This is a genomic window from Xenorhabdus hominickii (assembly GCF_002632725.1).
GTDB classification, from domain to species: domain Bacteria; phylum Pseudomonadota; class Gammaproteobacteria; order Enterobacterales; family Enterobacteriaceae; genus Xenorhabdus; species Xenorhabdus hominickii.
Map to the genome: position 1 here is coordinate 1 of NZ_NJAI01000016.1, position 20,586 is coordinate 20,586.

The window sequence follows — 20,586 nt, forward strand, 5'->3', positions numbered from 1 at the left end:
AGAGAGAACGAATTTAACTCAGCGTACTCGAGTAAAAAGACTGAATAGAAAAACTATCAGTTATTCAAAATCCGAAGAAATGCACGATAAGGTGATAGGGACTTTTATTGAGCGTGAGTACTATTTTTGATATTCAATCTAACTATTTAATACATGACCTTAAATGGGATGATGTAGTCAGTTTAATCAAAAAACTCGACGGAAAAATCAAAAATGGCAACGGATCACGGAGAAAGTTTGTTTTGATGGGATCTGTTTACCAAACTCACCAGCCACATCCCAGTAATGTTATGGATAAAGGGGCGGTAAATGGTTTACGTGAGTGGTTCGAAAATGTAATAGGGGTAGATTATGACTAAGGGCAATAACATCATGATGATCGACGATCATCCTGCTTTGGTTACTTACGAATCCGAAATTAAAGCGTTCCGTGGTAAATTTCTGGATGTTACCGGATATTGTGATTTTGTCGCTGATGGCATTGAAGGACTTGAAAAAGAAGGCCGGATCTCGCTGAATGAATACGTTGAAACTTGCACAGAGGAAGGGATTAATCCCTTCAAAAATGATGAGAAATTGAAGTCATTCACGTTACGTTATCCTGGTTGGCTGGAAGCGCGTTTAACTGCGGTAACGATGGCAAATTCCGTGTCAAAAAATCAGTTTATTGTTCAGTTATTAGAAAAAGAGCTGGTTTCACGTTAAAGAATTTATCTCTGTGCCGGAATAGCATGGCTTATACGGGGTTCTGTTGTGGTTGTCTGTTGAACCCCATGTAGGTTGCACACATTATAACGTTGCATTCATCCCATTTGCCCTCTGATTCTTATCGTTGCACTCCGCTAACGATTGTCTGACTTTTTCCTTATAAAGCACGTTATCCCCCCAGCGCGTTGTATTGTCGTCGGGAAGAAGACACATCACCGCTTTGATGGCGGGTGGGCGTTTCGTTTCCACCGGTTTCTCAACCACCATAACGCCGGTTGAACTCATCGGTGCGTTGGTGTTGCAACCGGATAATGTCATCAGGCATACGCTGGTGAGCGCACTGAGCATGAGCCAACAGGTCTTTAAATTGTCCGATAGCATTGTCACTTTCCTCTCGTTGCTGCTTTATCTCTTTTTCTAATTTGTTCTGCGATTCGGCTAATTCAATTAACCGGTTATCCCGTTCAGCGATGTCATGGTGCAAAAGGCGTATATTCTCGCGCTGAACATTGACCGCTGTTTTCAGGTTGGTATTTTCGCCGGATAATGCCGAATTAACCGTATTGAGCGCTGTAACGCGCTCTGTGAGGTTTTTGTATTGGTTATGCACAAAGATGGCACCAAAACAGATAACGCCCAGCACAGCGCCAATGGCGACGAATTTGAATGATTTTCCGATAGGAAATGAAGCCATTCCGCCCAGTAGCATGATATCTCCTATGACAATGCAGAAATGACAGAGGCCGGCGTGATCGCTTTTAATGCGTCGGTCATAACCGTACTTTCAAGCAAACCTGATATTATTGAAATGCTGACCGCATCACTAAATGATTTTTGCGCGTTATTGGCGGAATCATTCGCCTGAGTTGCTAAACGATTAACGGCCTCAGTCGCTTTATCAAGATCGCGTAGCGAACGGTCTAATGCTTCAGCGGCGTTGTTAAGCCTTACTGTTTGTTTGTCCGTCAGTTTTGAAGCCATCCCCCCCGCACCAACGCTATTGGCTAAAATCGAATTAATATCCTCCATTGCCACCTTGATATCATCGGCTTTGATGTCTGTAACACACTGGTTCTGGGCGGTCGTTATTTTTGTATCTGCAATCGCCTCAATCAAATGAAACGGTGTACCATCCGGTAAAATGCGGCCCTTTAAATAACATGTCCAGCCAATCCGCAGTTGGATCAATTGGGACGGGCTTTGATAGTCATTTATGGCGTTATGGAACGTATTGGCCGTGTTTGCAGCAATGGTTAACTTCCCGATTGCATCGGTGATTTTGCTCAGGGCGTTAGCCACCGAAGCGGGGTAAGTTGTTTCTTTCTTCACCAGTTCACGAAGATAAGCGGCTTTTTCGCTGGCTGTATCAGCGGTCAGTTTGGATATGGTCAGTGCCGCTGGTGGGTGTAATCCTTCAGTGCCCAACGCCCTGAATGCGGCGATTTGTTTTTCGTTGTCTAACATATTAACTCACCTTAAAAGAAGCGTCCCCAGACACGACAACAGAGCCACATGAAACCGGATCATCAACGCAACAAATGGCTTTCCCGTTCACGGTAAACCACGGTCTTGTGCTTATGGCCGTTCCGTTATGGGTACTATTACTGTCAGAGTGATCAGGAAACACATTCCCGTCGACAAGCACAGGGATGCCATTCACGTTTACCAGCCCTTCACCTTCTGAGGCAGGGCGGGGCGGAAATCCGCCATGACCAGAACAGATTGAATTCTTAGTACCAACAGCTGACATTGTTTCACCTCAGAGAGATCGCGGTTAATTTCCACCCGCCCACGTCAGAAATGGCCGGTGATCTTCATTCACCACCGGCTTATTCACATTTAGCGCCGGAATTCAGTAGGCCACCCATCGCATTAAAAACGATGTCATAGGCAGTGCGTAGTTCCTCTACCATCAAGATAAAGTCAGCGTATTCACGGGCTAATTCGTCGTCTCCTTCATGATGAAGAGTTGAAAATTCAACACCAAACCGGAGTTTTTTAAGTTTGCAGGAATCGGTGAGTTCCAAATCAAGCCCGTATCGCGTATCAATATAGACACCGAGTGCGCAAACCTGACGGCCTTGATCTAACAGGAGGGATACGACCTCATCATTGGTCAGCGTGTCTTCTTGGTTAAAACGAACCTCTCCATCATCATAAATGAGAGTGGCTTTTTGGATTTTATCACTCAGACGTAATTTGGCCGGAAAGGTGCGGGTGTCTTTTAGCCAGCCGGTCATTGCCAATTCAAACGGATTGACTGTTGCAATAGGTATCACGGGCAATGAGCCAATAGTGCGGCGTAAGAGCGCCAAGACCTGCTCCGCTGTCCGCGGGGAGGTTGTATCAATAGAGATTAAACCGCTATCAGTATCAATCCAGATTTGAATGGTGCTTCGTTTTGGGAAGGCGCGCGGTAACAACTCTTGAATTACGTCATCTTTGAGCTGAGATATTTCGGAACGACGGAGCTTGCGACAGTGTACTGACTCTAATTTATCGCACTTTGTATCAAGATGTTCTTTGATAATGGCTGTCGGGATGTCTTTATTTTCCCTCACGGCGACAAGAAGCAGGTTATTGCCATGAACAAACATCGCGGGCTGGTCATCGTTCATCAGCCAGCCGGTACGGGAAGCGTCATGTAAGCCACAAGGGGAAAAAGCGAAATTAGGGACGAGGCTAAGTAACACCTCTTCCGTGAGATTGGGCACCTCTCGTGATAACTGGTAAATCAGTGCGTTTTTAAAAACCCTGAACATCAAAGCAATACCTATATTTGAAATGTAGGTGTTAATTGTATCAAAAATAAAAAATCATTTAGAATTTTATAATTACATAATATTAAGTTAATAATTTTACAGTGAAGACGAAAATTAGCTCTTTAAGCTGTTATAACTTTTGTTTCTTATCTGCATTAAAATGCGTTTTCCAATCCATGACATGACAGGCACAGCCATTGAATTCCCGATTGCCTGATAGCGATGACCATCGGGACAATTTTCAATCGCTTTACCATTCCAGGTAATCCAGGTGTGATTATCTGGAAATCCCTGTAATCGTTCGCACTCCACAGGAGTCAAACGGCGCACTGCATAGCCATAATTCACACAATGAACATCGGATGCTGTCAGCGTGTAGGAAATGTCAGGTTGATACCCATTACCTCTACCGCCTTTTCCAAGGGATCGGTTAATTGTGTTGCCTGCCAATGAGATTGCCACCAAATCAGTGGCATCTTTATAATCTCTGGATTTGAGTGTTGATGAAATATCATCGGTTCGATATTCCCCAAACGAAAGCATCCGGTAAGTTGATACCAGTCTGCTGCCTCTCTGCGAAAATATTTCCTGATTGCTCATGCCAATACCGCCCGTGTTCCGGTTTAATGTCGGGTTCGGGTTTAGCTCCGAGTCCCAGTGACTATCACCGATAACAGCGCGGCGGCCAGCATTGCCGGCAACGGCTTTCCCCGCCGTTTTGCGCGGTTCAGAATGCCGGCACACGCCGTCTGGCTCAAAAAGTATTTTTGCGGGACAGATGTCTGTTCGAGCACTTGCGATAGCGAGGGGAGGGGGAGGCTATGATTAAGTATTCAACAAAGTATGTTGCAAGGCATACAGCAAGGTGAAAAACAGACATCCATTAATATTGCCCGTACGCTCTTAAAAAATAGTGTCAGGATTGAACTGGTTATGGAAAGTACCGATCTTAATTTGTTTATTTTGGGAGATGAGACACAAAGAGAGGGCAGAGCTGTTTATATTTCGTTTAAAAAAAAGGAATAATATAATTACGTGATTAAATATGTCATGAACTATATGACTTGAAATCATTGAACTTTAATCATTCAAATAAAACTAAACCCTGTTATTAAAGTGATAAAAAGGATTTATTATGAAATTAACATGTTTTAACTCTGGAACAATAATCGCAATTTCGGCAATTTCGGTATTAACATTAACTCCAACAATATCGTCCGCAAAAACAATTGAAGCGTCGTATAAATACACGAACAATATTAGTGTTGAAAATCAAAATAGAAACACAAAATTACCTTATTTACTTATCGGGGGCAGTGATTCCAATGGCGGGCCGGGTGGAAACGGGGGCCCCGGCGGAAGCGGCAATAACTCGCCGGGTGGTGATGGTGCCCGTGGCGGAGATGGTGGTAATAATGGAAATGGGAGCGATAACGGAAGCGGAAGCGGAAATGGAAGTGGGAATGGAAATGGGACAGGAAATGGAAATGGAAGTGGAAATAGTAAAGGCTAAATAAAAAAATAACGCATCTCATTATTAATAGTTTAATAAGGTGCGTTATTTCATCACTGTAAAATATCGTGGAGATAAATAAAAATGAAATTAAATAAGCTATTGATAGCTGCCTCTATACTGAGCTTCCCTTTTTTATCTTTACAGGCTGAAGCTGAAAGTGACCCCACTGTAAAAACAAAAATCGTAAAAGTTACAAAACTCACTGATTGCGATGATTTAAATGGTAAACAGGGGAAAAATGGTAAGAACGGAGTACCGGGAAGTGATTGTACCAATGGCGGAAATGGGGGGGATGGCGTGTATCCAGGACAATCAGGCGGTAACGGCGGGAATGGCGCAGAAGAGGGAAATGGCGGTAATGGCGGTAATGGCGCGAAAGGCGGTGCTAATGGTGGTAAGGGCGGAGATGGTGGCCCTAATGGTGGCAATGGCGGTAAAGGCGGGGATGGTGGTAGCGGTGATCATCATTGAACCAAAGGAAAATATTATGAATTATATCAAAGTATTATCTGTTCTTCTTTGCTCATTAATGATCTCAGCGGTATCAGCTTCAACCGTTTCAATCGTAAAGCATACGTCCCATAATAATGACTATCTCCTCATTGCAAATGGCAGTGATGGCGGGAGAGGCGGAGATGGCGGTGCCGGTGATAACTCTAAGGGGGGTGACGGGGGGAACGGTGGAAATGGGAATGGGCCAAACGCTTCTGGGGGAGATGGTGGAAACGGGGGCCCCGGAGGAAGTGGCAATGACTCGCCGGGTGGCTCTGGTGCCAATGGCGGTAATAGTGGCAACCACAGCAATGTAAGGAGCTAATTATGATGAAGAAAAAATCACTCCTATTAAGCCTGTTACCGTTGTCTCTTCTTATCAGTTCGTCACTGATTTATACCTCTTCCATCCTCTTTTCCTCAACAGTTCACGCAGCAGGGCACGGAAATGGGGGGAAAGGGGGAGATGGAAAGGGTTCCGGAAACGGCGGAGATGGCGGTAATGCAAAAGGAAACAACGGAAACGGGGGGGATGGCGGTAAGGGGGGCTCAAATGGAGGACGTGGTGGTAATGGGGGAAACGGAAGTGGCTCTGGCAATGGTGGCAATGGCGGTAGCGGCGGTAAAGGAGGTCAAGGCGGAGATGGCGGTAAAGGAGGCTCAGGCGGTGGACATGATGGGCAACAGGGTAAAGATGGCTAATTTAAATAGAAAATCCCGTATTAATTACGGGATTTTCTAGAACCTAGCCGAAAATAGCCAGAAACAGCGACTATTTATATTCATAAAAAGGCTAAGCATTGAATGATCCTCACTGCGAAAAACTGAACTCCGGTGCCTTCGCTTTTAATCCCACGGCGCTCTCGAAGGTGATTTCCCCCTGAGACGTTATTGTTGTTTTTCCACTGACATTTAAAAAGAAATCCCCTGTTGCATGGTGGAAGATATCACCGGCTTCATTCATGCCTATACACGATCCGCTCGCCATATTGGTAATCGATATACCGCCCCCCGCGGTATGGATAACGAGTAAGTGATTGCGCTTATACACGAAATCTTTCGTCGGTGATAACGCGGGCAGGGGAGGTGCCCCCCCAACATCGGGTGGTTCATAGGCTCCCCCTTGTCCGGAGGCTTCCGGCGCCACGTTCGGGATGCCATTCGGGGCGTCTTGTGCCGCGCCGGTGATCATGGGATAACGGCTGTCCCCGCCATAAGGAAACTCCACCCACACCAGATCCCCTTTGACGGCGGGCGTAAATGCCCCCCCGATTGACAGGCGATATTCGGCCCACGGCAGGACTTCATCCGGTATCCCGTCCCAGAGCGACAAAAGCCGCACCTGGGCTTTCATCAGCCCCTCCGGATCTTCTGTCGCCACAATTATAGCCCTGTGGCTGCCATAGATAGCGTTATTCACTCGGCACCCCCAGAATCATGCGGGTGCTGTAGGCGACACGTTCTTCAAACTGCGTCACCCGCTCGACAATCATATTTTTTGGCACCGATTCATCAATCCGATTTTCCGGATCATAACGATGAATAATGATTTGTATGACAGAACCGGCCTGAATCGCCGGATTTCCCGCACACTCTATGTCTAATTTCGGGATCAGGACGCGCCCCATATTCTGTAATGTGCCTAATTCTGCATCCGATACCAATTTAACCGGCAGTGAGGCATCACCGACTGTGCGATAGCCGTCTGTCATGGAGTAACCGACATAACGATGCTGCTTTGGTGCTGTCACGGCAAAATCAGCATTGAGGTTTCTCAGCTTTGTTATACGGTATTCGGCTTGTGGATTGTTGTACTCGTAAGTGAAAGCGGGCTTTGTCCTGAGAAGGTCAGCCATCGATTTCAAATGGAATGTCCCTCTGGCCGTCCATGCCAACGCACCGTGATCGTTGGCAACCTGTCGAAGCAGTGTGGCCGGTTTCTGCCCCATGTTTAAGTGATAGGTGCCCAGACGATTAAACGGATCAGTCACCCGCTTTAATCCTTTGATGACGGTGCGAATAATCTTCTCTGGTTCAGCATCGACAAAAAAACGCGGTGCGCCGGTGGGGATCAGGAGAGTCCGCATTGCCGTAGATATACTGGTGATTGTCACGGTATCCATATTGAGCGGGGCAGAAACGACATAAAAATCCTCTTTAAATAACGCATGTTCCCCTTCTGGATCGCCAAGAGTGGCCGTCATCACCGCGCCTTCTTTTACCCCCATGTTATCCAGTAAGTACCCCGTCATATCACGGACATTCAGGAGTAAAAGAGGGGCTTCTAATCTGGCGATTTCTATATATGCCACGGAGGTCACAGATTCGCGGGGCAATACCTCGCCGTTAATCTCAATCGCCTGTAAAAAATATTGATGACATTGCTGTACCATGACGACCTCAACGCGTTGCCTGTGGTGCTGTGACTACGGTTTTCTCAATCTGTGGGATAACCGCATGGGCCATAATGATATCTGCCTGTACTTTGATGCTGGCTTTGGCCCCAAAAATACGATCTTCCATAACCGGCAATGACACATCAGAAAAAGCAATCTCTCTGGCCTCATTGAACGCGCACTCAATGCTCACGTCGGTATTGGCAATCTGTATCAGCGCCTGAAAGCTGGTGGAAATCATACTGACAAAATGGACGGCAATCGCATTGCACAGAAGGGACAACGGTTCTTTATCCGCTGACAAAACAAATATATCGTAAACAAGGTGGACAGGGTGTGCCTCCAACACCGCAATGATCGTCTCCCCCTCAAAAACCTCGCCGTACCTGTCCCGTTTTATCTGCCTGTCGTTCGGCATCACATCATAGTCCATCGTTCTGGAGAGGTTGATAACCGGCAGGGCTTCCGGATTCGCATCAGGGTTATCTGACTGGCTTTTTCTACCGGCTTTCGCTTGGCGCAGGGTTCTCATGAAATCTTTGATATCGTCGAAACGGCCCAGCAAAACCTGATCACTCGATGGCCGCTGGAGAAATTCAACAAACCCCTGATTGTGCAGATCCGGATGATTGACCTTAAGCCCCTTCAGACTTGAGGCAATATGATTACCGACTGCAATATCAATGCCCCGAAAACCGCTGACTTCTCTTTCCCCCAGGGGTTTCAGTTTCAGCGACTTAATCCGCATTAGCACGTCGTTGTCTTCATGGTTGCTCATGGTCTGTCCTTAATGCGGATTGGCTAAAATTTCGGGCCGGTATGCAGTAATAGAGTGATCCCACGGACGCGGTGCCATAGGTAAAAATGCGTAAGACATACCAGAACCGGCGGGCTAATCGCCCGTCTGATAACGCTTCATTCCATTCAAATATCGAGCCTACCGGTACGCCGGTTGTGGCCGCCCTGATCACTAAAAAATCATCAAGGCCGCCATCCTGATCCCCGTCCGCATCGAGAGCCGTAAAAGATTCCCGTTCATCCGGACAGTCCAACACAATGACTTTTTGCGGATCGGTGTAGGCCAGCTCCCGTTGATGATTATTGAACTCTGTAAACGCAGCCAGCTCAAATCCGTCCTCATTCGCTTTCGCCGGTATCGGCTCGACAGGGCGATATAACAACGCATCATAATTGTCGAGGTCTTCTTCAATCACTTTCACCCAATCCTGACGGACGAGATCATTGAGCGGGGAGTGGCCCTGGTATCGGGGCTTCAGGTTAATATCCTGCTCCCTGCCGGACAGGTGTAAGGGCAGGGCGGCTTTTGCCGGTTCAGCCTCATGCGCTGTCAATGTCACGCTGGCGGGGGACGGTTTAACCTCGTCCAAATCCACCAGCTGGCCGGATAAAGGCGCGTCTGACGGGTGTTCGGCGGGGCCGATCCCGGTTATTTTACTGTCTGGCATCTCGTCCAGCCATTCATCGTAGCGGCTCATGCGTTCCCCCTGGTTTGTTTCTTCATGTACTCACTGAAGGCGGCTTCAGCTTGCTGCCTGTCTTGTCCGGCCATCATCAACGCATCAATGAAGGATTGCTTTTTCATCGTGAAAGCATCTTTTAATTGCTGTTTCAGCCCGTGTTCCTGGGCTTTCATCTGATTAATTTGTTCCTGTTTCTTTCTCAGCTTGAGTCGCTGAGCATCGGTCAGCTTTTTGGCTTTGTTTAACTGCGAGCGTAACGCGTCCAGTTTCTGTGGATCTTGCTTCAGCTTCTTTTCCAGTGCGGCCATACGTTGCTGATACCGTTGGTATTCACTTTTTATCGCGTTGTGGTTGGTTCGGTTTTTCCGGTTCCGGTTCAGTAGCTTTAACTGCTCTTCGCCAAAAAACTCGGTGGTCTTTCGCTTATCATCCCCAAAGCTGGTGGCACGGGCATTTTTCTGTAACAACCGGCCGACCTGCATTTGCCACGTACCCGCCTGCATCCTGGTCATCGCATGAATGACATGCTTACAGGCCACACCTTTTAAGTTCGGGTTTCTGATTTTGGGGTAGATGTATTCTTTCGGGGGGCTAATCGCAAAATTGCCTGCCGTGGCAATATAGCGATACCAGTATTTGTGTCGGCCACAATCGCAATTCAATGACAGGCGTCCGGCACACAGCTGGCGAACGACACGAGACGTGTTTTTTTCTTTCTCTGACAGGTCGTCCAGCGCCGTATCCCATTCCTCAAAACGGATTTTAACGCGGTGGTGCTTATCGTCCGATTTGTCGGACGCCGTGACACGGATAATGGCGGTATTGTGCTCCATGCCGATAAACGACGCGGTTTTGATGCCGGAGCCGTCATCCACCGTGTTGTTTGCGCGTTTAACATCAATACGGGTGCAATTCGCTATCAACTGCGTGTAGGTGATCCCAGCGGTAGGGGTATTGAATCCGGCGCGGACTTTTTGCCGGTTTTTTTCAAATGCCCGGAGATCTTCTTGGGTGAATAACGTGCCGTCACGCTTATTACCCAGCGCGATGACATCATCAAATTTTTTATTTTTTAACAGAGCAGGGGTCAGCAACCGGCCTTTTTTACGGCGACGGCGTTTGGCTTGCTGGTCTTTGGCAATCTGGTTGAACAGCCGGTTAAATTCTTTGGGGATTAATCCCGCTGTTTCATACCGGCCGGTCTCTGTGCGCGGAAGACCAATCATCCTGTGACCTCTGGGGTGTCAGCATAGTGTCTGACTCTATCGCGTATCCATGCAGCAGACGGTAAAGACAGGTTATCCCCTATCGGCAGGGATTCCAGTTCACTTTCATGACCGGCCACCAGCCTGACCACCCAACGTAACACCGAATTTTTATACACCCGATAGGCCACCAGATCGGCCCTGAATTCCTCATCGGGTTTAATGGTGTAGGCAATATTGCTCACGTGGTCGTATAACAGCGACTGAGCGATGATTTCGCGGTGCAGGTAAGCGCGGATAATCGGATCGGTAATGCAGCGATCATCCAGTCGTGAATAGTCACTCATAAAATCACCGTATTTTTATCCCGGCGTGTGCCGGTTAATGGGGATGTCACCGTTTCCTGTTCCACTTTTTTGTCATACGCACTGACCATGTTCAGGAATGACGTTAAAAGGGAAGGGGGGGCGTTTGTTGCAGCGGATTGCATGGCGTTGATGTACGCATCAGAGGCCACATTGTTGAACATCGTGCTGTACACCCCCAACAGAATGAGAATATGCTCTGACGTGAGGGATTCCCAGTCAATTCGATAGACCGGCTCACCGGCCGGATTGAATTCAACATCAATGAGGGAGGCGGAGATTTCATAGAGGTTTTTCCCTTTCGGGGGGTAAATGATACTGCCTTGCCGTTTCAGTTCCTCATAGCGACTGACGGCCACCACAATCACGGGACGGCCATCATAATGCTTGTCACTCAGCCTGACACTTAACGCCCCCGTCTGCTGCGCGATGTCGCCGCTGACCTCATCCACCAGCACCTTAAAACCTGCCCTGACCATTTTAGGGATGTCTTTTGACAATTCCGCCAGCATCGCTTTGCGTTTTGGCGGGAGCAGTTTCCTGTCCGCCAAAATCAAATCCCCGTCCTTAAACACCGCACGGACCATGACCGGTTTTTTCATTGTGCTGATGACTGCGATTCTCTGGATCATACCCCTCCTAAAAGTAAAAAGACCGCACTGGGCGGCCTTTTAGCTTTCAGGTATCTGGTTTCGCGCTGATATCAAAGTTAAGCAATCGTCGAAAAAGCTAACCTCACCTTCCAGAACCGCCCTTAAGCGGGGAAATCGTAGCTTAACGCCATGACAGTTAGCAACAAAAAAATGAGATTTAACTTAAAAATAGAGCATATCATTCAATAAGTTAGTGTAATTCACATTATTAAAAATACATTCACGCATTCAACGCTGAATAATGAAGTAAAAAAAGGTCACGTTGTGGTCGCTTTACGCTTTATATTTAAGGGAGACAAACAAATTAAATTAACTACTAAGTTTTTATTTTAAATTCCGCTGTAGTAGGATGTTTTTGTATTATTGGCTCTACTTATTGCAGGAATAACCTATTAATAGAAAGGAGTTTGTGTGGCTAATTTAATATACGCAACGATAAAAGGAAAGAAACAAGGTTTGCTATCTGCGGGGTGTTCTACCGCTGATTCTATCGGCAATAAATATCAGTCTGGTCATGAAGATGAAGTGCTTATCCTTTCTTTTGAGCATGAAATAACAAGAATGAATAACGTGAATCATCGGCCAGTCTCATTCATCAAACCCATAGACAAATCTTCTCCCTTGCTGGGGGTGGCAATATCAAATAATGAAGAGCTGGAAATTGAATTTTTCTTTTACAGAACATCCATGTCTGGTGGGAATGAATTATATTACTCCGTGAAATTAAAAAGCGCATTTATCGAACGGGTGAATGTTAATTACCCGCATTCGATAAATCACAATAACCATCAGCCAGAAGAAATGATTTCTATCAACTATAAAAGTATCACATGGCAACATCACGCTGCGGGAACGTCGGGTTATAGTTTCTGGGAAGATAGAGTCTATTGATGCGAAAACCCCTCTTAACGCTTAGAGAGGGGTTAACATAACATTATCCTGATAAAAAACCGCCATAGCCAATAAATAATCAATGACAGTAACATTATATTTATTTTCAAAGAGTTAAATTTAATCCTTGTCGCCTTAAATAGCAAAGGAAGTATGAACAACGCAGCTACAGGTGCCGAGACATCTCTTGTGTCATCAGCTACGAACGTGCGGTGAGCTACACACGCATTTTTTATCTCTACTCCATCAATATATATTTCTTCTTCAAAAAAAGAAAAAGAGAATATAATTAATAAACAAAAAAAATAATAGATAATATATTTTAATAAATTTATTTTATCACTCACTTTCAATTCCTAATATCATATATATTGATTTTTTCTTTTCTAATATTTTTCTTCCATATGAACTATAATCTCTCTCTGTAAAATTGCTTGGTGAATATATGGATTTTATAAAATATTTTTTATCTCTGGCTATTCCTCTGTTGTATCTAGAACCTGCCAATATAATTTGTTCATCAGTTAGCACACTTGTATCTTTTATATCTGGATAGTCATAAATTATTAAATCTCTTAAATGCAAGGCAGATACTCTTATATTGAAATCATCTGTTAGCAGGCAATTAGAAAGTTGAAGTTGCTGTGTTGTTGTTAGTGTTGATGGATCTATTCCTAACGTTTCGGCGGCTGCTCTTAGTTGAATGGCTAACACACCAACTGATGTTGCATTTGATTTTTTATTATCACCATTAAATGTATCGTTAAAAATTTGCCTTACTTGCAGAACACCATAGGCTTTAATTCTATCTGGCTTCCCTCCTGCTTCAGCAACGGCAACACCTGCCAGCAAAAGCACGGGTATTTTAGCTTCATGAGCATATTTTTTTATTAACTCTTTATTATATTGTAAGTAAGCTGCTTTATATGCCCATAAATAACTTTCTCCTGTTACAAACCTGGGGTTATCAGGTAAAAATTTATATCGCATAAAGTCAAATGCATCAAATTTTGGAAATCCTAATTCATCAACTGTACAGTAAGGGTTCTTCATTTTCACATCATCCGTGCAATTTAAATTATTAACATAATATTGCAGCAATCTATAAAAAACGCCACATTTAATTTTATGGGCTAATTTTTATATATAATCAGTCGTTAATATCAATAAATAAAACACCTAAGAAAGATTTGGACTTAGCTAAAAGCCGTATGAAAGAGGTGAAAAAATGAGTCAATTGCAAGCCCTGAAAGCGAAAGCATTGCAAAATCCAGAAGTGAAGCAGGCTTATGATGAGTTGGGCGATGAATTTGAGCTAATCAACACGTTGCTGAGTATGCGGGTGGAAGCGAAGTTAACTCAACAGCAAGTGGCTGATCGGATGGGAACCAGAAAAAGCAATATTTCCCGACTGGAGAAAGGGAAAAGCAATCCTACTTTGAGTACCCTGTTGAATTATGCAAAAGCCTGTGGTTGTCAACTCAACTTCAGCTATCAAACGAAGAAGATAGGGCTTGATTGTCTCCATTAATGCACGGCCATATTAATATGTTGGGTCACTATTCTTTTACGTTGTCAGGGTAAGTCTTGACTGGTCAATTAAGACCTTTAAATTAGATTGCTAGCGATAAAACCACGCTACTGTCCCTACAGGCAAATTCCATTGACGGGTGTATGTATACAGTATTATAGTCCTTTTGATATGTTACATATAAATTAAATATGTTACATATAAATTAAATATTAGGGGTTATTATGTCAGATGTTCGTAATATTATTAATGTTGATAACAAATTTGGTTGTGAATACGACGTAACTTTATTTAATCAGGAAGCCGCAAATCAAATGTTTCCCATCATTCCTGACCATGTGACTGTTTCACCCGGAAACGATAAATCTACTGGTGATATGTGGATTCCGTGGTGTGATAGTCAGAAAGATCTTGATGCTGGTCATTATATCAAAGTCACTTTCAGTAAAAAAGCAGCCCCCGACATTGTGAATTACATGTTTCAACATGGCCCTTCCGTCTATTTTACAGACAGTAGTAAACAGTTTGCAAATAAACTGGTTATGTCTGGTGATTCAGCTGAAGGTAAGGGGGAGTATAAGCTTGAAATTAAGACAACTGGGGATCTCCCACTAATGGCATTGAGTGAATATTAATCTATCGTTATTTATAACTATTTATATTTAAGCAACTATTTGCAATTGAGTTCAAAAGAATGAATGCGATAGTTTTTTAAGTTTTCATACTAATTGCGGTGGGGTGTGCGTCGCTGCACCCTGCTTCATACAAAGCGTCTGAGATATCAAATAAATCATTGTCAGTAGTGATTTTCTTTCCGTCTACCACAATATCGAAACTGTATTTTTTCATAATTACTTTCCTATAAGAAATGTGTGAGACTTAGAGAAAAAGGCCGCCGATTGATGGCCTTGGTATTATTTGCATTTGCCCACTAATCAGTTGAAACACGATTGTCAACAATAGTTACCGGTTTTTGGTGTCGAACAACAACCGTGGTATGGGGACTTAACTTGGCTATATTTCAACCCATACCGATTGATAGTATTCAATTTATTGTTTTATCATATATTGGTTACTCTATTTAGCCTCTTAAGCATCATTTGTGTTCCGTTGCTACCCAACCCCCTTTAAACCCCATTGCGATCAAATCCAGATACGCGGCTTTGAGTCGCTTATGCAAACTGTGCTCGCTTTCGTGTCTGACTAATTCAGCGTGTTCTGCCTGGATCTGTTGCCGGATTTTAGTGATATAGGCTTCATCTTCCGCATCAATGAATTTGCCTACCTGTTCCTGACTGAATGTGATCATCATTGCGCTCCTTTCACAGAATAAGACTGACCATCCAGCCAGTAATGCCATTCATCAATCGGTTGTGTGAATGCGGTTAACTGCGCCTGGCTGAAAATAGCCGGGATTTGATGCAGAACGCGCGGATCGTAAAAACGCAACAACGCGGTTTTCCTATCCTCCTGATAGTTAAGTAGTCAGAGTTATAATCACACAAAAATAAACATATATGTTTTGTTTTTTATCTTTTTTGTTTACTTATTTAATCTTTTTGTTACTATATGGGTATTGAGTCGCACAGACAAATACGGAGGGAAAATGACGTATCGCAATGGGATGAAGGTAGCCAGATGAAATACAGTGAGTTTAAACGGTGGTTATTACAACAAGGCGCTGAATTCCAAAAAGCAACGGGAGGCGGTAGTCATAAAAAAGTTAATTTGAATGGTCGGAAATCCGTTTTTCCTGATCATGGTTCTAAAGAAATGCCAGAACCTCTACGAAAGAAAATCATGAAGGATTTGGGGCTATAGGCCCCAACATAAAAATTAAGCATTAATTATTTTATAAAAGGCAAATTATGTTTACATTCCAATACCCAGTTAAGTTAGAGCATGATGAACTGACACAATCCTACGTCGTATCATGCCGTGATTTACCCTTGATGAACTCAGTAGGTGAGAGTATTGATGAGGCTCTGCTGGAGGCTGTCGATGGGATAGTAACAGCAATAGCGATAGAAATTGATGAACGCCGTCCAATTCCTTTTGGTAGTGAAGCTCGCGACGGTGAATATATCGTAAATGTACCTGTCTTGGTGGCGATGAAAGCGGCTCTGCATAACTCGATGATAGAGACGGGGACTCGAAAATCTGAATTAGCGCGTAAAATGGGACAAAAACCGGCGCAGATAGATCGGTTGCTTGACGTTTCTCACTCTTCAAAAGTTGAAACAGTCGAATTAGCCTTACACCAACTCAATCGTAATGTAGGGATCTCTATAATGACCACTGCGCCATAACTGTGTGACTGATTTCAAGACTCAGACGTTATGTTACAGGGGACGTGATGGATACAATGTTAAGAGAGCCGACAACTGTTGGTGAAATGCTGTCAGAAGAATATTTAAAACCACTGAATGTCACTCAGGCAAAATTAGGCGAAGCGCTGAGTCTTTCCCGTATGCGCATTGCTGAAATCATCAGTGGAAAGCGTCGTATCAGCATCGAAGAAGCGGTTATGTTAGCGGCATTGTTTGAGACTGACGCTGATTTCTGGATCAACGTACAGGCTAACCATGATCGCTGGGAAGCACGACAGCTGATGGCACAGAAAACCAGCGTCAAACCTTTTACCGCATTATTGGCGCGGTAATTTCCGCCGGTAATGAATGGGGCGCGTGAGTGCCCCCTCATTAGTTACTTTTCAACACTGTCTTGCGACAAAACCTCACTATCTGACTCTGACGCACTGTCACGCTTATATTCGGCCACCTGAGCCACCAGCATTAAACGGCTAATAACTTTTCTTCGTCAGGAACGCCAATCACCGCATATTGATCCAGTTCAGCAACGCGGACGCAGTACGCCCAGAAAGCCGGCTCCTGTTTAATAACTTCCGCTGTTTGTGTCGAGATAAAAACCACGTCATAGATTGCCATGTCGTGTTGAAAATACAGGTAAGCAGTGCGGCCAATTCCGGCCTGCATTAAGCCATTATGCACGATGGCTTCTGACATATTTTCAGACTGGGTGACGCAGAATTCAGGTAATTTGTGCTGGAAAGCAGTTGTGACAGGAATACCGGTGGATGCGCCATTAGAGGAAACACGCCATTGCCCCACCAGCGCACCGTTTGCCGTTACAATGGGGTCAATTGTCATCGGATACTGACGCATGATAACGTGGGTAAATAGTTCGTTAGTCATGAGATTGTAACAAGGAGAGTTATACTGTTTCTCTAAAGGCTGAATCGAAAAACGATAACGGAATTATTGGCGGAATGATTTCTGCTTTTTTAGTAAAACATACGAAACCAATAAATCAGCCAATTGAATATAGAAAAATATTGTAAATCTTTCTAACTGGCAATCAGTTAACGCAATTGCGTTCCTGATGCTTTATAGTGACCATTGCATGATGTGTAACATTGCAGTATGATGTTACACATCATGTAATACGGATCGAACAATGATTAAATCATTCAAGCACAAAGGGTTGAAGCAACTTTTTGAAAAAGGAATTACTTCTGGTGTACCGGCGCAAGATGCCGATAGGATTAATGACCGTTTACAAGCCATCGATGCAGCAAATGAAATAGGCGAGTTAAATCGTCAAATTTATAAACTTCACCCGTTGAAAGGCGATCGCGAAGGTTATTGGTCTATTACAGTCCGAGCTAATTGGCGCATTACTTTTCAGTTCATTAACGGTGATGCTTACATTTTGAATTATGAGGATTATCACTAATGAGACAGTTTAAAATTTCCCACCCTGGCGAGATTATCGCCAGAGATTTGGCGGATATGGGTGTTAGTGGTCGTCGTTTTGCACTTAACATTGGAGTAACACCCGCCACTGTATCGCGTTTTCTTGCCGGTAAAACGGCCTTAACACCATCGTTGGCAATTCGTATTGCCGCCGCATTAGGAAGTACCCCTGAGTTTTGGTTACGTCTCCAGAGTGCTTATGACTTGCGTCAATTGGAAAATCAAATAGACACATCGGAGATCGTGTTATACGGCGCTCAGGACGAAACATTTAATGTCACCTCAGAACATTAAACAATAGTCAATTGCGGGTGTACAAGCCAACCATGATCGCTGGGAAGCGCGACAGCTGATGGCTCAGAAAACCGATACGGCATTATTGACACGGTAATTTCCGCTAGTAATGAATGGGGCGCGTGAGTGCCCCCTCTAGCTCAGTTACTTTTCACACCTTCTTGCGACAAAATCCCACCATCTGACTCTGACGTACTGTCACGCTTGTATTCCGCCACCTGAGCCACCAGCACGAGCTTCGCATTTTCGACGGCCAATAATTCTGCTTCTTGAGGTACGCCAATCACCGCATATTGATCCAGTTCAGCAACGCGGACGCAATACGCCCAGAAAGCCGGCTCTTGTTTAATGACTTCCGCTATTTGGGGGGAGATGAAAACCACATCATAGCTATCCATGTCATGTTGAAAGTACAGGTAGGCCATACGACCAATTCCGGCCTGCATTAAGCCATTATGCACAATGGCTTCTGTCATGCTTTCGGATTGGGTAACACAGAATTCAGGTAACTTGTGTTGGAACGCGGTAGTGACATTGATACCAGCTGATGCGCCGTTTGATGCAACGCGCCACTGCCCAACCAGAGTGCCATTTACCGCAACGATAGGGTCAATCGTCACAGGATACTCCCGCATGATAAAACGCGTAAATAGTTCGTTAGTCATGGGACTGTAACAAGGAGAGTTATACTGTTTCTCTAAGTCTTCGATACGTTCTAATGTGATAATCCAGCCAAGGCCATTGGGCGCCTTCATTATAGCATCACCTTCAGTGGTCACGCTTTCCAGCTGAGAGCCTGCCAGTAATGCGGGCAATAAACTGTTTTATTAGCGAATTCGGTGACCGCCTGAGCGGTCACCTCTGAGGAAAGGTATTTACAAAACTTATGTACAAGGTCTACAGGCTCCATTAGCTATGTCAACCACGTCGCTTATTTTTACCACTCATTTTTGTTACACCCAGTACAATAGAATTACAACCTCCCACATTTATCTTACGTCTTATCACCACTATAAATCAGGCTATATATTTTGGTAATGAGTTCCAACACTTTGAATCTCCATTATTTTGTCAGTATTATTTATGGTGAATGTTACCCTGTGTTCTTGGCTTAGCCTTATACTATATAAATCCCTACCTTGCAGTTTTTCGAAGTTACTGCCACTTTTTGTACCAATATTTGTTGCTGCTGTACGTGGATCATGACCCTTTTGCACTTCTCTTATAAGTGAACTATATTTTTGTTTTGAAGCATCATCCATTTTATCAAATGCATTCTTGGATTTGTTATCTCTGAGTTTTTGCAAACTAACTCTCCATTTAGATGGCGCTGCTGTAGACGTTGTTGCTGTAGAAGGCATTGTTGGGAATTTAGGCGGTTTTGTTGGACCGGCCAGATAACCTGTTCTGCCATCAGGTAACTTCTGCGGCGGTCGAAAGAAAGGTTTAGAAAGTTTTTTCCTCTCAATATAATTCTCTAATGATTTAGTTTCTAGACCATTGTAAAAATTTCTTGAAAAAATCCTTTTTCCCAGTGATGTGACAGCAGAGAAGATAAGTAAAAAATCAATTAATTTAAAAAATCTTGCGGCATTTGATTGTTGATTTTCCTCCAGTGGAATTTCCTGTGAAGCAAAAAAATATAGTGCTAACCATTTATCTTCATCTAAATAATCTCTTAATGGTTTATTTTCAAGATCAGGAATATCCCAGATGTTTTCAGGATATTGACCTTCAAAATCCAGTTCGTTCTGGATAAATCCATTTGCCATATCTTTAGAAATTTGATCACCATTCTCACCCAATAGTGCAGATGAAAGATTAGACATGCATTCTTGAAAAATTTTATCTGCGGTATCCTTATTATTATAATAGTCATGTGGAAGTTGAGATACATTATGAATACCACTTACTGCTAAAGCGTATGCTAATATTAATTTATTAGCTCGATACTCAATTCCATATGCTGCTGTATGACCTTCATCTGTTTGCCTAAAGTTTAGTATACGTATTATATCTCCCGCTATTTGCTTTTCAACGGGTTGATATCCACTCTTATCATCAGGAGTTAATTGTATTACACTCGGAGTTGTTACGGACTTTATAACCATTGTATTTTCCCATTATGTTAGGCGTTTACTTAAATAACCGCGTTAATTTCCGCTGTTGAAGTTTCTTTGACTGTTTTAATTAAATTATCAAGTTTGTTTTCTCTCGACAATATCCTTATAAACACCTAGAAAAATTGATGTGCTAATATCTTAATAATAAATAACTTTATAATCATTTTATATGATTATAACTAAATATAAAAAATTTGTTCCTGTAACTGTTAGATATATAAATAACATTGGAGGAAACACGCCATTACCCAACCTGAGAGCCATTGACACATGGGGTACTGGCGCATGATACATAATTCGGGTTATTTATCTAATCTATCCTAACCACTTGATTTTCATTCGCATATGAAAACCAATAAAAAGATCTTTTATCAGATCTATTATCGGTATCTT

At 43.7% G+C, this 20,586-nt stretch carries 36 protein-coding genes; 15 read left to right on the forward strand and 21 right to left on the reverse strand.

Going from position 1 to position 20,586, the window contains the following annotated elements:
- From Xhom_RS24120 to Xhom_RS24130, 3 genes are all read left to right on the forward strand, one after another.
- Positions 1 to 130 (forward strand): IS1 family transposase (locus Xhom_RS24120; protein WP_244590775.1); only part of this gene is annotated, 130 nt, incomplete at its 5' end.
- Positions 114 to 359 (forward strand): type II toxin-antitoxin system HicA family toxin, encoded by a 246-nt coding sequence (locus Xhom_RS24125; protein ID WP_244590815.1) that lies wholly within the window; start codon positions 114 to 116, stop codon positions 357 to 359. The genes Xhom_RS24120 and Xhom_RS24125, both read left to right, overlap by 17 nt.
- The gene (locus Xhom_RS24130) at positions 352 to 705 is read left to right on the forward strand and encodes a type II toxin-antitoxin system HicB family antitoxin (protein ID WP_099140052.1); all 354 of its coding nucleotides are present in this window, start codon (positions 352 to 354) and stop codon (positions 703 to 705) included. Before Xhom_RS24125 ends, Xhom_RS24130 begins: the two co-directional genes overlap by 8 nt.
- Before the next feature lie 84 nt (positions 706 to 789).
- On the opposite strand, the gene lysC is transcribed toward Xhom_RS24130, so the two are convergent.
- The 6 genes from lysC to Xhom_RS38260 all read right to left on the reverse strand — a co-directional run bounded on the left by lysC (position 790) and on the right by Xhom_RS38260 (position 4,214).
- A complete protein-coding gene (gene lysC / locus Xhom_RS47280; protein ID WP_420855275.1) occupies positions 790 to 1,056 on the reverse strand; it encodes an Rz1-like lysis system protein LysC in 267 nt (88 codons plus the stop codon).
- Entirely contained in the window at positions 965 to 1,417 is a 453-nt protein-coding gene (locus Xhom_RS24140; protein WP_099140054.1) for a hypothetical protein, read from the reverse strand. Before Xhom_RS24140 ends, lysC begins: the two co-directional genes overlap by 92 nt.
- A gap of 8 nt (positions 1,418 to 1,425) precedes the next feature.
- Complete coding sequence (locus tag Xhom_RS24145) at positions 1,426 to 2,172, reverse strand: hypothetical protein (RefSeq protein WP_099140055.1); 747 nt, start codon at positions 2,170 to 2,172, stop codon at positions 1,426 to 1,428.
- Position 2,173: 1 nt separating this feature from the next.
- Positions 2,174 to 2,458: a PAAR domain-containing protein gene (locus Xhom_RS31725; RefSeq protein ID WP_169928558.1), complete on the reverse strand. Its 285-nt coding sequence runs from the start codon at positions 2,456 to 2,458 to the stop codon at positions 2,174 to 2,176.
- Between the two features lie 79 nt (positions 2,459 to 2,537).
- Complete coding sequence (locus Xhom_RS24155) at positions 2,538 to 3,470, reverse strand: recombination-associated protein RdgC (RefSeq protein ID WP_099140056.1); 933 nt, start codon at positions 3,468 to 3,470, stop codon at positions 2,538 to 2,540.
- 114 nt (positions 3,471 to 3,584) lie between these two features.
- The gene (locus tag Xhom_RS38260) at positions 3,585 to 4,214 is read right to left on the reverse strand and encodes a DNA cytosine methyltransferase (protein ID WP_244590816.1); all 630 of its coding nucleotides are present in this window, start codon (positions 4,212 to 4,214) and stop codon (positions 3,585 to 3,587) included.
- A gap of 593 nt (positions 4,215 to 4,807) precedes the next feature.
- On the opposite strand from Xhom_RS38260, the gene Xhom_RS24175 reads away from it, so the two are divergent.
- The 4 genes from Xhom_RS24175 to Xhom_RS24190 all read left to right on the forward strand — a co-directional run bounded on the left by Xhom_RS24175 (position 4,808) and on the right by Xhom_RS24190 (position 6,180).
- Positions 4,808 to 4,987, forward strand: a complete 180-nt coding sequence (locus Xhom_RS24175; RefSeq protein ID WP_145957506.1) for a hypothetical protein — start codon at positions 4,808 to 4,810, stop codon at positions 4,985 to 4,987.
- Positions 4,988 to 5,067: 80 nt separating this feature from the next.
- Complete coding sequence (locus Xhom_RS24180) at positions 5,068 to 5,457, forward strand: hypothetical protein (protein WP_244590817.1); 390 nt, start codon at positions 5,068 to 5,070, stop codon at positions 5,455 to 5,457.
- A gap of 16 nt (positions 5,458 to 5,473) precedes the next feature.
- Positions 5,474 to 5,803: a hypothetical protein gene (locus tag Xhom_RS24185; protein ID WP_145957507.1), complete on the forward strand. Its 330-nt coding sequence runs from the start codon at positions 5,474 to 5,476 to the stop codon at positions 5,801 to 5,803.
- A gap of 2 nt (positions 5,804 to 5,805) precedes the next feature.
- Complete coding sequence (locus Xhom_RS24190; protein ID WP_099140060.1) at positions 5,806 to 6,180, forward strand: hypothetical protein; 375 nt, start codon at positions 5,806 to 5,808, stop codon at positions 6,178 to 6,180.
- Positions 6,181 to 6,289: 109 nt separating this feature from the next.
- Here the strand turns inward: Xhom_RS24190 and Xhom_RS24195 are convergent, their stop codons facing one another.
- From Xhom_RS24195 to Xhom_RS24225, 7 genes are all read right to left on the reverse strand, one after another.
- Positions 6,290 to 6,820: a baseplate protein gene (locus tag Xhom_RS24195; protein ID WP_244590818.1), complete on the reverse strand. Its 531-nt coding sequence runs from the start codon at positions 6,818 to 6,820 to the stop codon at positions 6,290 to 6,292.
- A 70-nt stretch (positions 6,821 to 6,890) separates the two neighbouring features.
- Positions 6,891 to 7,871: a tail length tape measure protein gene (locus Xhom_RS24200; RefSeq protein ID WP_099140061.1), complete on the reverse strand. Its 981-nt coding sequence runs from the start codon at positions 7,869 to 7,871 to the stop codon at positions 6,891 to 6,893.
- Positions 7,872 to 7,878: 7 nt separating this feature from the next.
- Complete coding sequence (locus Xhom_RS24205; protein ID WP_099140062.1) at positions 7,879 to 8,652, reverse strand: hypothetical protein; 774 nt, start codon at positions 8,650 to 8,652, stop codon at positions 7,879 to 7,881.
- On the reverse strand, positions 8,639 to 9,262 hold the full coding sequence (locus tag Xhom_RS38265) for a hypothetical protein (protein ID WP_244590819.1): 624 nt from the start codon (positions 9,260 to 9,262) through the stop codon (positions 8,639 to 8,641). The genes Xhom_RS24205 and Xhom_RS38265 overlap by 14 nt, the downstream gene beginning before the upstream one ends.
- A gap of 104 nt (positions 9,263 to 9,366) precedes the next feature.
- Positions 9,367 to 10,581, reverse strand: coding sequence for a phage tail protein (locus tag Xhom_RS24215; RefSeq protein ID WP_099140063.1), 1,215 nt, complete (start codon positions 10,579 to 10,581; stop codon positions 9,367 to 9,369).
- On the reverse strand, positions 10,578 to 10,907 hold the full coding sequence (locus tag Xhom_RS24220; protein WP_099140064.1) for a baseplate protein: 330 nt from the start codon (positions 10,905 to 10,907) through the stop codon (positions 10,578 to 10,580). Before Xhom_RS24220 ends, Xhom_RS24215 begins: the two co-directional genes overlap by 4 nt.
- On the reverse strand, positions 10,904 to 11,512 hold the full coding sequence (locus Xhom_RS24225) for a hypothetical protein (RefSeq protein WP_145957508.1): 609 nt from the start codon (positions 11,510 to 11,512) through the stop codon (positions 10,904 to 10,906). Before Xhom_RS24225 ends, Xhom_RS24220 begins: the two co-directional genes overlap by 4 nt.
- Positions 11,513 to 11,989: 477 nt before the next feature.
- Between Xhom_RS24225 and Xhom_RS24230 the strand changes: the two genes are divergently transcribed.
- A complete protein-coding gene (locus Xhom_RS24230) occupies positions 11,990 to 12,469 on the forward strand; it encodes an Hcp family type VI secretion system effector (protein WP_099140066.1) in 480 nt (159 codons plus the stop codon).
- A 32-nt stretch (positions 12,470 to 12,501) separates the two neighbouring features.
- Here Xhom_RS24230 and Xhom_RS24235 read toward each other — a convergent pair whose 3' ends face one another.
- Together Xhom_RS24235 and Xhom_RS24240 are read right to left on the reverse strand one after the other, a co-directional pair.
- Entirely contained in the window at positions 12,502 to 12,816 is a 315-nt protein-coding gene (locus Xhom_RS24235) for a DUF2645 family protein (protein ID WP_244590820.1), read from the reverse strand.
- Positions 12,809 to 13,522 (reverse strand): hypothetical protein, encoded by a 714-nt coding sequence (locus Xhom_RS24240; protein WP_099140067.1) that lies wholly within the window; start codon positions 13,520 to 13,522, stop codon positions 12,809 to 12,811. Before Xhom_RS24240 ends, Xhom_RS24235 begins: the two co-directional genes overlap by 8 nt.
- A 175-nt stretch (positions 13,523 to 13,697) precedes the next feature.
- On the opposite strand from Xhom_RS24240, the gene Xhom_RS24245 reads away from it, so the two are divergent.
- Together Xhom_RS24245 and Xhom_RS24250 are read left to right on the forward strand one after the other, a co-directional pair.
- Positions 13,698 to 14,000 (forward strand): helix-turn-helix domain-containing protein, encoded by a 303-nt coding sequence (locus Xhom_RS24245; protein ID WP_099140068.1) that lies wholly within the window; start codon positions 13,698 to 13,700, stop codon positions 13,998 to 14,000.
- A gap of 224 nt (positions 14,001 to 14,224) precedes the next feature.
- On the forward strand, positions 14,225 to 14,635 hold the full coding sequence (locus tag Xhom_RS24250) for a hypothetical protein (protein WP_099140069.1): 411 nt from the start codon (positions 14,225 to 14,227) through the stop codon (positions 14,633 to 14,635).
- A 76-nt stretch (positions 14,636 to 14,711) separates the two neighbouring features.
- Here the strand turns inward: Xhom_RS24250 and Xhom_RS31730 are convergent, their stop codons facing one another.
- From Xhom_RS31730 to Xhom_RS28520, 3 genes are all read right to left on the reverse strand, one after another.
- Positions 14,712 to 14,849 carry a hypothetical protein gene (locus tag Xhom_RS31730; protein WP_169928560.1) on the reverse strand — a complete coding sequence of 46 codons (138 nt, stop codon included), beginning with the start codon at positions 14,847 to 14,849 and terminating at the stop codon, positions 14,712 to 14,714.
- A 247-nt stretch (positions 14,850 to 15,096) separates the two neighbouring features.
- The gene (locus Xhom_RS24255; RefSeq protein ID WP_244590821.1) at positions 15,097 to 15,312 is read right to left on the reverse strand and encodes a hypothetical protein; all 216 of its coding nucleotides are present in this window, start codon (positions 15,310 to 15,312) and stop codon (positions 15,097 to 15,099) included.
- A complete protein-coding gene (locus Xhom_RS28520) occupies positions 15,309 to 15,452 on the reverse strand; it encodes a DUF4123 domain-containing protein (RefSeq protein WP_145957509.1) in 144 nt (47 codons plus the stop codon). The genes Xhom_RS24255 and Xhom_RS28520 overlap by 4 nt, the downstream gene beginning before the upstream one ends.
- Positions 15,453 to 15,638: 186 nt before the next feature.
- Between Xhom_RS28520 and Xhom_RS24260 the strand changes: the two genes are divergently transcribed.
- From Xhom_RS24260 to Xhom_RS24270, 3 genes are read left to right on the forward strand one after another with little or no spacing between them, the layout of a single operon-like run.
- Entirely contained in the window at positions 15,639 to 15,821 is a 183-nt protein-coding gene (locus Xhom_RS24260) for a type II toxin-antitoxin system HicA family toxin (RefSeq protein WP_099140081.1), read from the forward strand.
- Between the two features lie 47 nt (positions 15,822 to 15,868).
- Entirely contained in the window at positions 15,869 to 16,309 is a 441-nt protein-coding gene (locus Xhom_RS24265; protein ID WP_099140070.1) for a type II toxin-antitoxin system HicB family antitoxin, read from the forward strand.
- Between the two features lie 47 nt (positions 16,310 to 16,356).
- Positions 16,357 to 16,662 carry a HigA family addiction module antitoxin gene (locus Xhom_RS24270; protein WP_099140071.1) on the forward strand — a complete coding sequence of 102 codons (306 nt, stop codon included), beginning with the start codon at positions 16,357 to 16,359 and terminating at the stop codon, positions 16,660 to 16,662.
- Between the two features lie 133 nt (positions 16,663 to 16,795).
- Here the strand turns inward: Xhom_RS24270 and Xhom_RS24275 are convergent, their stop codons facing one another.
- Positions 16,796 to 17,215, reverse strand: coding sequence for a hypothetical protein (locus Xhom_RS24275; RefSeq protein WP_099140072.1), 420 nt, complete (start codon positions 17,213 to 17,215; stop codon positions 16,796 to 16,798).
- 262 nt (positions 17,216 to 17,477) lie between these two features.
- Between Xhom_RS24275 and higB the strand changes: the two genes are divergently transcribed.
- Complete coding sequence (gene higB / locus Xhom_RS24280) at positions 17,478 to 17,756, forward strand: type II toxin-antitoxin system toxin endoribonuclease HigB (RefSeq protein WP_099140073.1); 279 nt, start codon at positions 17,478 to 17,480, stop codon at positions 17,754 to 17,756.
- Positions 17,756 to 18,070 (forward strand): HigA family addiction module antitoxin, encoded by a 315-nt coding sequence (locus Xhom_RS24285; RefSeq protein ID WP_099140074.1) that lies wholly within the window; start codon positions 17,756 to 17,758, stop codon positions 18,068 to 18,070. Before higB ends, Xhom_RS24285 begins: the two co-directional genes overlap by 1 nt.
- 140 nt (positions 18,071 to 18,210) lie before the next feature.
- Here Xhom_RS24285 and Xhom_RS24290 read toward each other — a convergent pair whose 3' ends face one another.
- Both Xhom_RS24290 and Xhom_RS24295 read right to left on the reverse strand, forming a co-directional pair.
- The gene (locus Xhom_RS24290; RefSeq protein ID WP_145957510.1) at positions 18,211 to 18,825 is read right to left on the reverse strand and encodes a hypothetical protein; all 615 of its coding nucleotides are present in this window, start codon (positions 18,823 to 18,825) and stop codon (positions 18,211 to 18,213) included.
- Positions 18,826 to 19,092: 267 nt separating this feature from the next.
- Complete coding sequence (locus tag Xhom_RS24295; RefSeq protein ID WP_099140076.1) at positions 19,093 to 20,181, reverse strand: Txp40, insecticidal toxin (previously name A24tox); 1,089 nt, start codon at positions 20,179 to 20,181, stop codon at positions 19,093 to 19,095.
- Between the last annotated feature and the right edge of the window lie 405 nt (positions 20,182 to 20,586).

Excerpts from the sequence above, each read along its gene's own strand:
- Xhom_RS24130 (WP_099140052.1), top strand. The coding sequence starts at position 352 with ATGACTAAGGGCAATAACATCATGATGATCGACGATCATCCTGCTTTG.
- lysC (WP_420855275.1), bottom strand. The coding sequence starts at position 1,056 with ATGCTCAGTGCGCTCACCAGCGTATGCCTGATGACATTATCCGGTTGC.
- Xhom_RS24140 (WP_099140054.1), bottom strand. The coding sequence starts at position 1,417 with ATGCTACTGGGCGGAATGGCTTCATTTCCTATCGGAAAATCATTCAAA.
- Xhom_RS24145 (WP_099140055.1), bottom strand. The coding sequence starts at position 2,172 with ATGTTAGACAACGAAAAACAAATCGCCGCATTCAGGGCGTTGGGCACT.
- Xhom_RS31725 (WP_169928558.1), bottom strand. The coding sequence starts at position 2,458 with ATGTCAGCTGTTGGTACTAAGAATTCAATCTGTTCTGGTCATGGCGGA.
- Xhom_RS24155 (WP_099140056.1), bottom strand. The coding sequence starts at position 3,470 with ATGTTCAGGGTTTTTAAAAACGCACTGATTTACCAGTTATCACGAGAG.
- Xhom_RS24180 (WP_244590817.1), top strand. The coding sequence starts at position 5,068 with ATGAAATTAAATAAGCTATTGATAGCTGCCTCTATACTGAGCTTCCCT.
- Xhom_RS24185 (WP_145957507.1), top strand. The coding sequence starts at position 5,474 with ATGAATTATATCAAAGTATTATCTGTTCTTCTTTGCTCATTAATGATC.
- Xhom_RS24190 (WP_099140060.1), top strand. The coding sequence starts at position 5,806 with ATGATGAAGAAAAAATCACTCCTATTAAGCCTGTTACCGTTGTCTCTT.
- Xhom_RS24200 (WP_099140061.1), bottom strand. The coding sequence starts at position 7,871 with ATGGTACAGCAATGTCATCAATATTTTTTACAGGCGATTGAGATTAAC.
- Xhom_RS24205 (WP_099140062.1), bottom strand. The coding sequence starts at position 8,652 with ATGAGCAACCATGAAGACAACGACGTGCTAATGCGGATTAAGTCGCTG.
- Xhom_RS24215 (WP_099140063.1), bottom strand. The coding sequence starts at position 10,581 with ATGATTGGTCTTCCGCGCACAGAGACCGGCCGGTATGAAACAGCGGGA.
- Xhom_RS24220 (WP_099140064.1), bottom strand. The coding sequence starts at position 10,907 with ATGAGTGACTATTCACGACTGGATGATCGCTGCATTACCGATCCGATT.
- Xhom_RS24225 (WP_145957508.1), bottom strand. The coding sequence starts at position 11,512 with ATGGTCCGTGCGGTGTTTAAGGACGGGGATTTGATTTTGGCGGACAGG.
- Xhom_RS24240 (WP_099140067.1), bottom strand. The coding sequence starts at position 13,522 with ATGAAGAACCCTTACTGTACAGTTGATGAATTAGGATTTCCAAAATTT.
- Xhom_RS24245 (WP_099140068.1), top strand. The coding sequence starts at position 13,698 with ATGAGTCAATTGCAAGCCCTGAAAGCGAAAGCATTGCAAAATCCAGAA.
- Xhom_RS24250 (WP_099140069.1), top strand. The coding sequence starts at position 14,225 with ATGTCAGATGTTCGTAATATTATTAATGTTGATAACAAATTTGGTTGT.
- Xhom_RS31730 (WP_169928560.1), bottom strand. The coding sequence starts at position 14,849 with ATGAAAAAATACAGTTTCGATATTGTGGTAGACGGAAAGAAAATCACT.
- Xhom_RS24255 (WP_244590821.1), bottom strand. The coding sequence starts at position 15,312 with ATGATGATCACATTCAGTCAGGAACAGGTAGGCAAATTCATTGATGCG.
- Xhom_RS24260 (WP_099140081.1), top strand. The coding sequence starts at position 15,639 with ATGAAATACAGTGAGTTTAAACGGTGGTTATTACAACAAGGCGCTGAA.
- Xhom_RS24265 (WP_099140070.1), top strand. The coding sequence starts at position 15,869 with ATGTTTACATTCCAATACCCAGTTAAGTTAGAGCATGATGAACTGACA.
- Xhom_RS24270 (WP_099140071.1), top strand. The coding sequence starts at position 16,357 with ATGGATACAATGTTAAGAGAGCCGACAACTGTTGGTGAAATGCTGTCA.
- Xhom_RS24275 (WP_099140072.1), bottom strand. The coding sequence starts at position 17,215 with ATGACTAACGAACTATTTACCCACGTTATCATGCGTCAGTATCCGATG.
- higB (WP_099140073.1), top strand. The coding sequence starts at position 17,478 with ATGATTAAATCATTCAAGCACAAAGGGTTGAAGCAACTTTTTGAAAAA.
- Xhom_RS24285 (WP_099140074.1), top strand. The coding sequence starts at position 17,756 with ATGAGACAGTTTAAAATTTCCCACCCTGGCGAGATTATCGCCAGAGAT.
- Xhom_RS24290 (WP_145957510.1), bottom strand. The coding sequence starts at position 18,825 with ATGAAGGCGCCCAATGGCCTTGGCTGGATTATCACATTAGAACGTATC.
- Xhom_RS24295 (WP_099140076.1), bottom strand. The coding sequence starts at position 20,181 with ATGGTTATAAAGTCCGTAACAACTCCGAGTGTAATACAATTAACTCCT.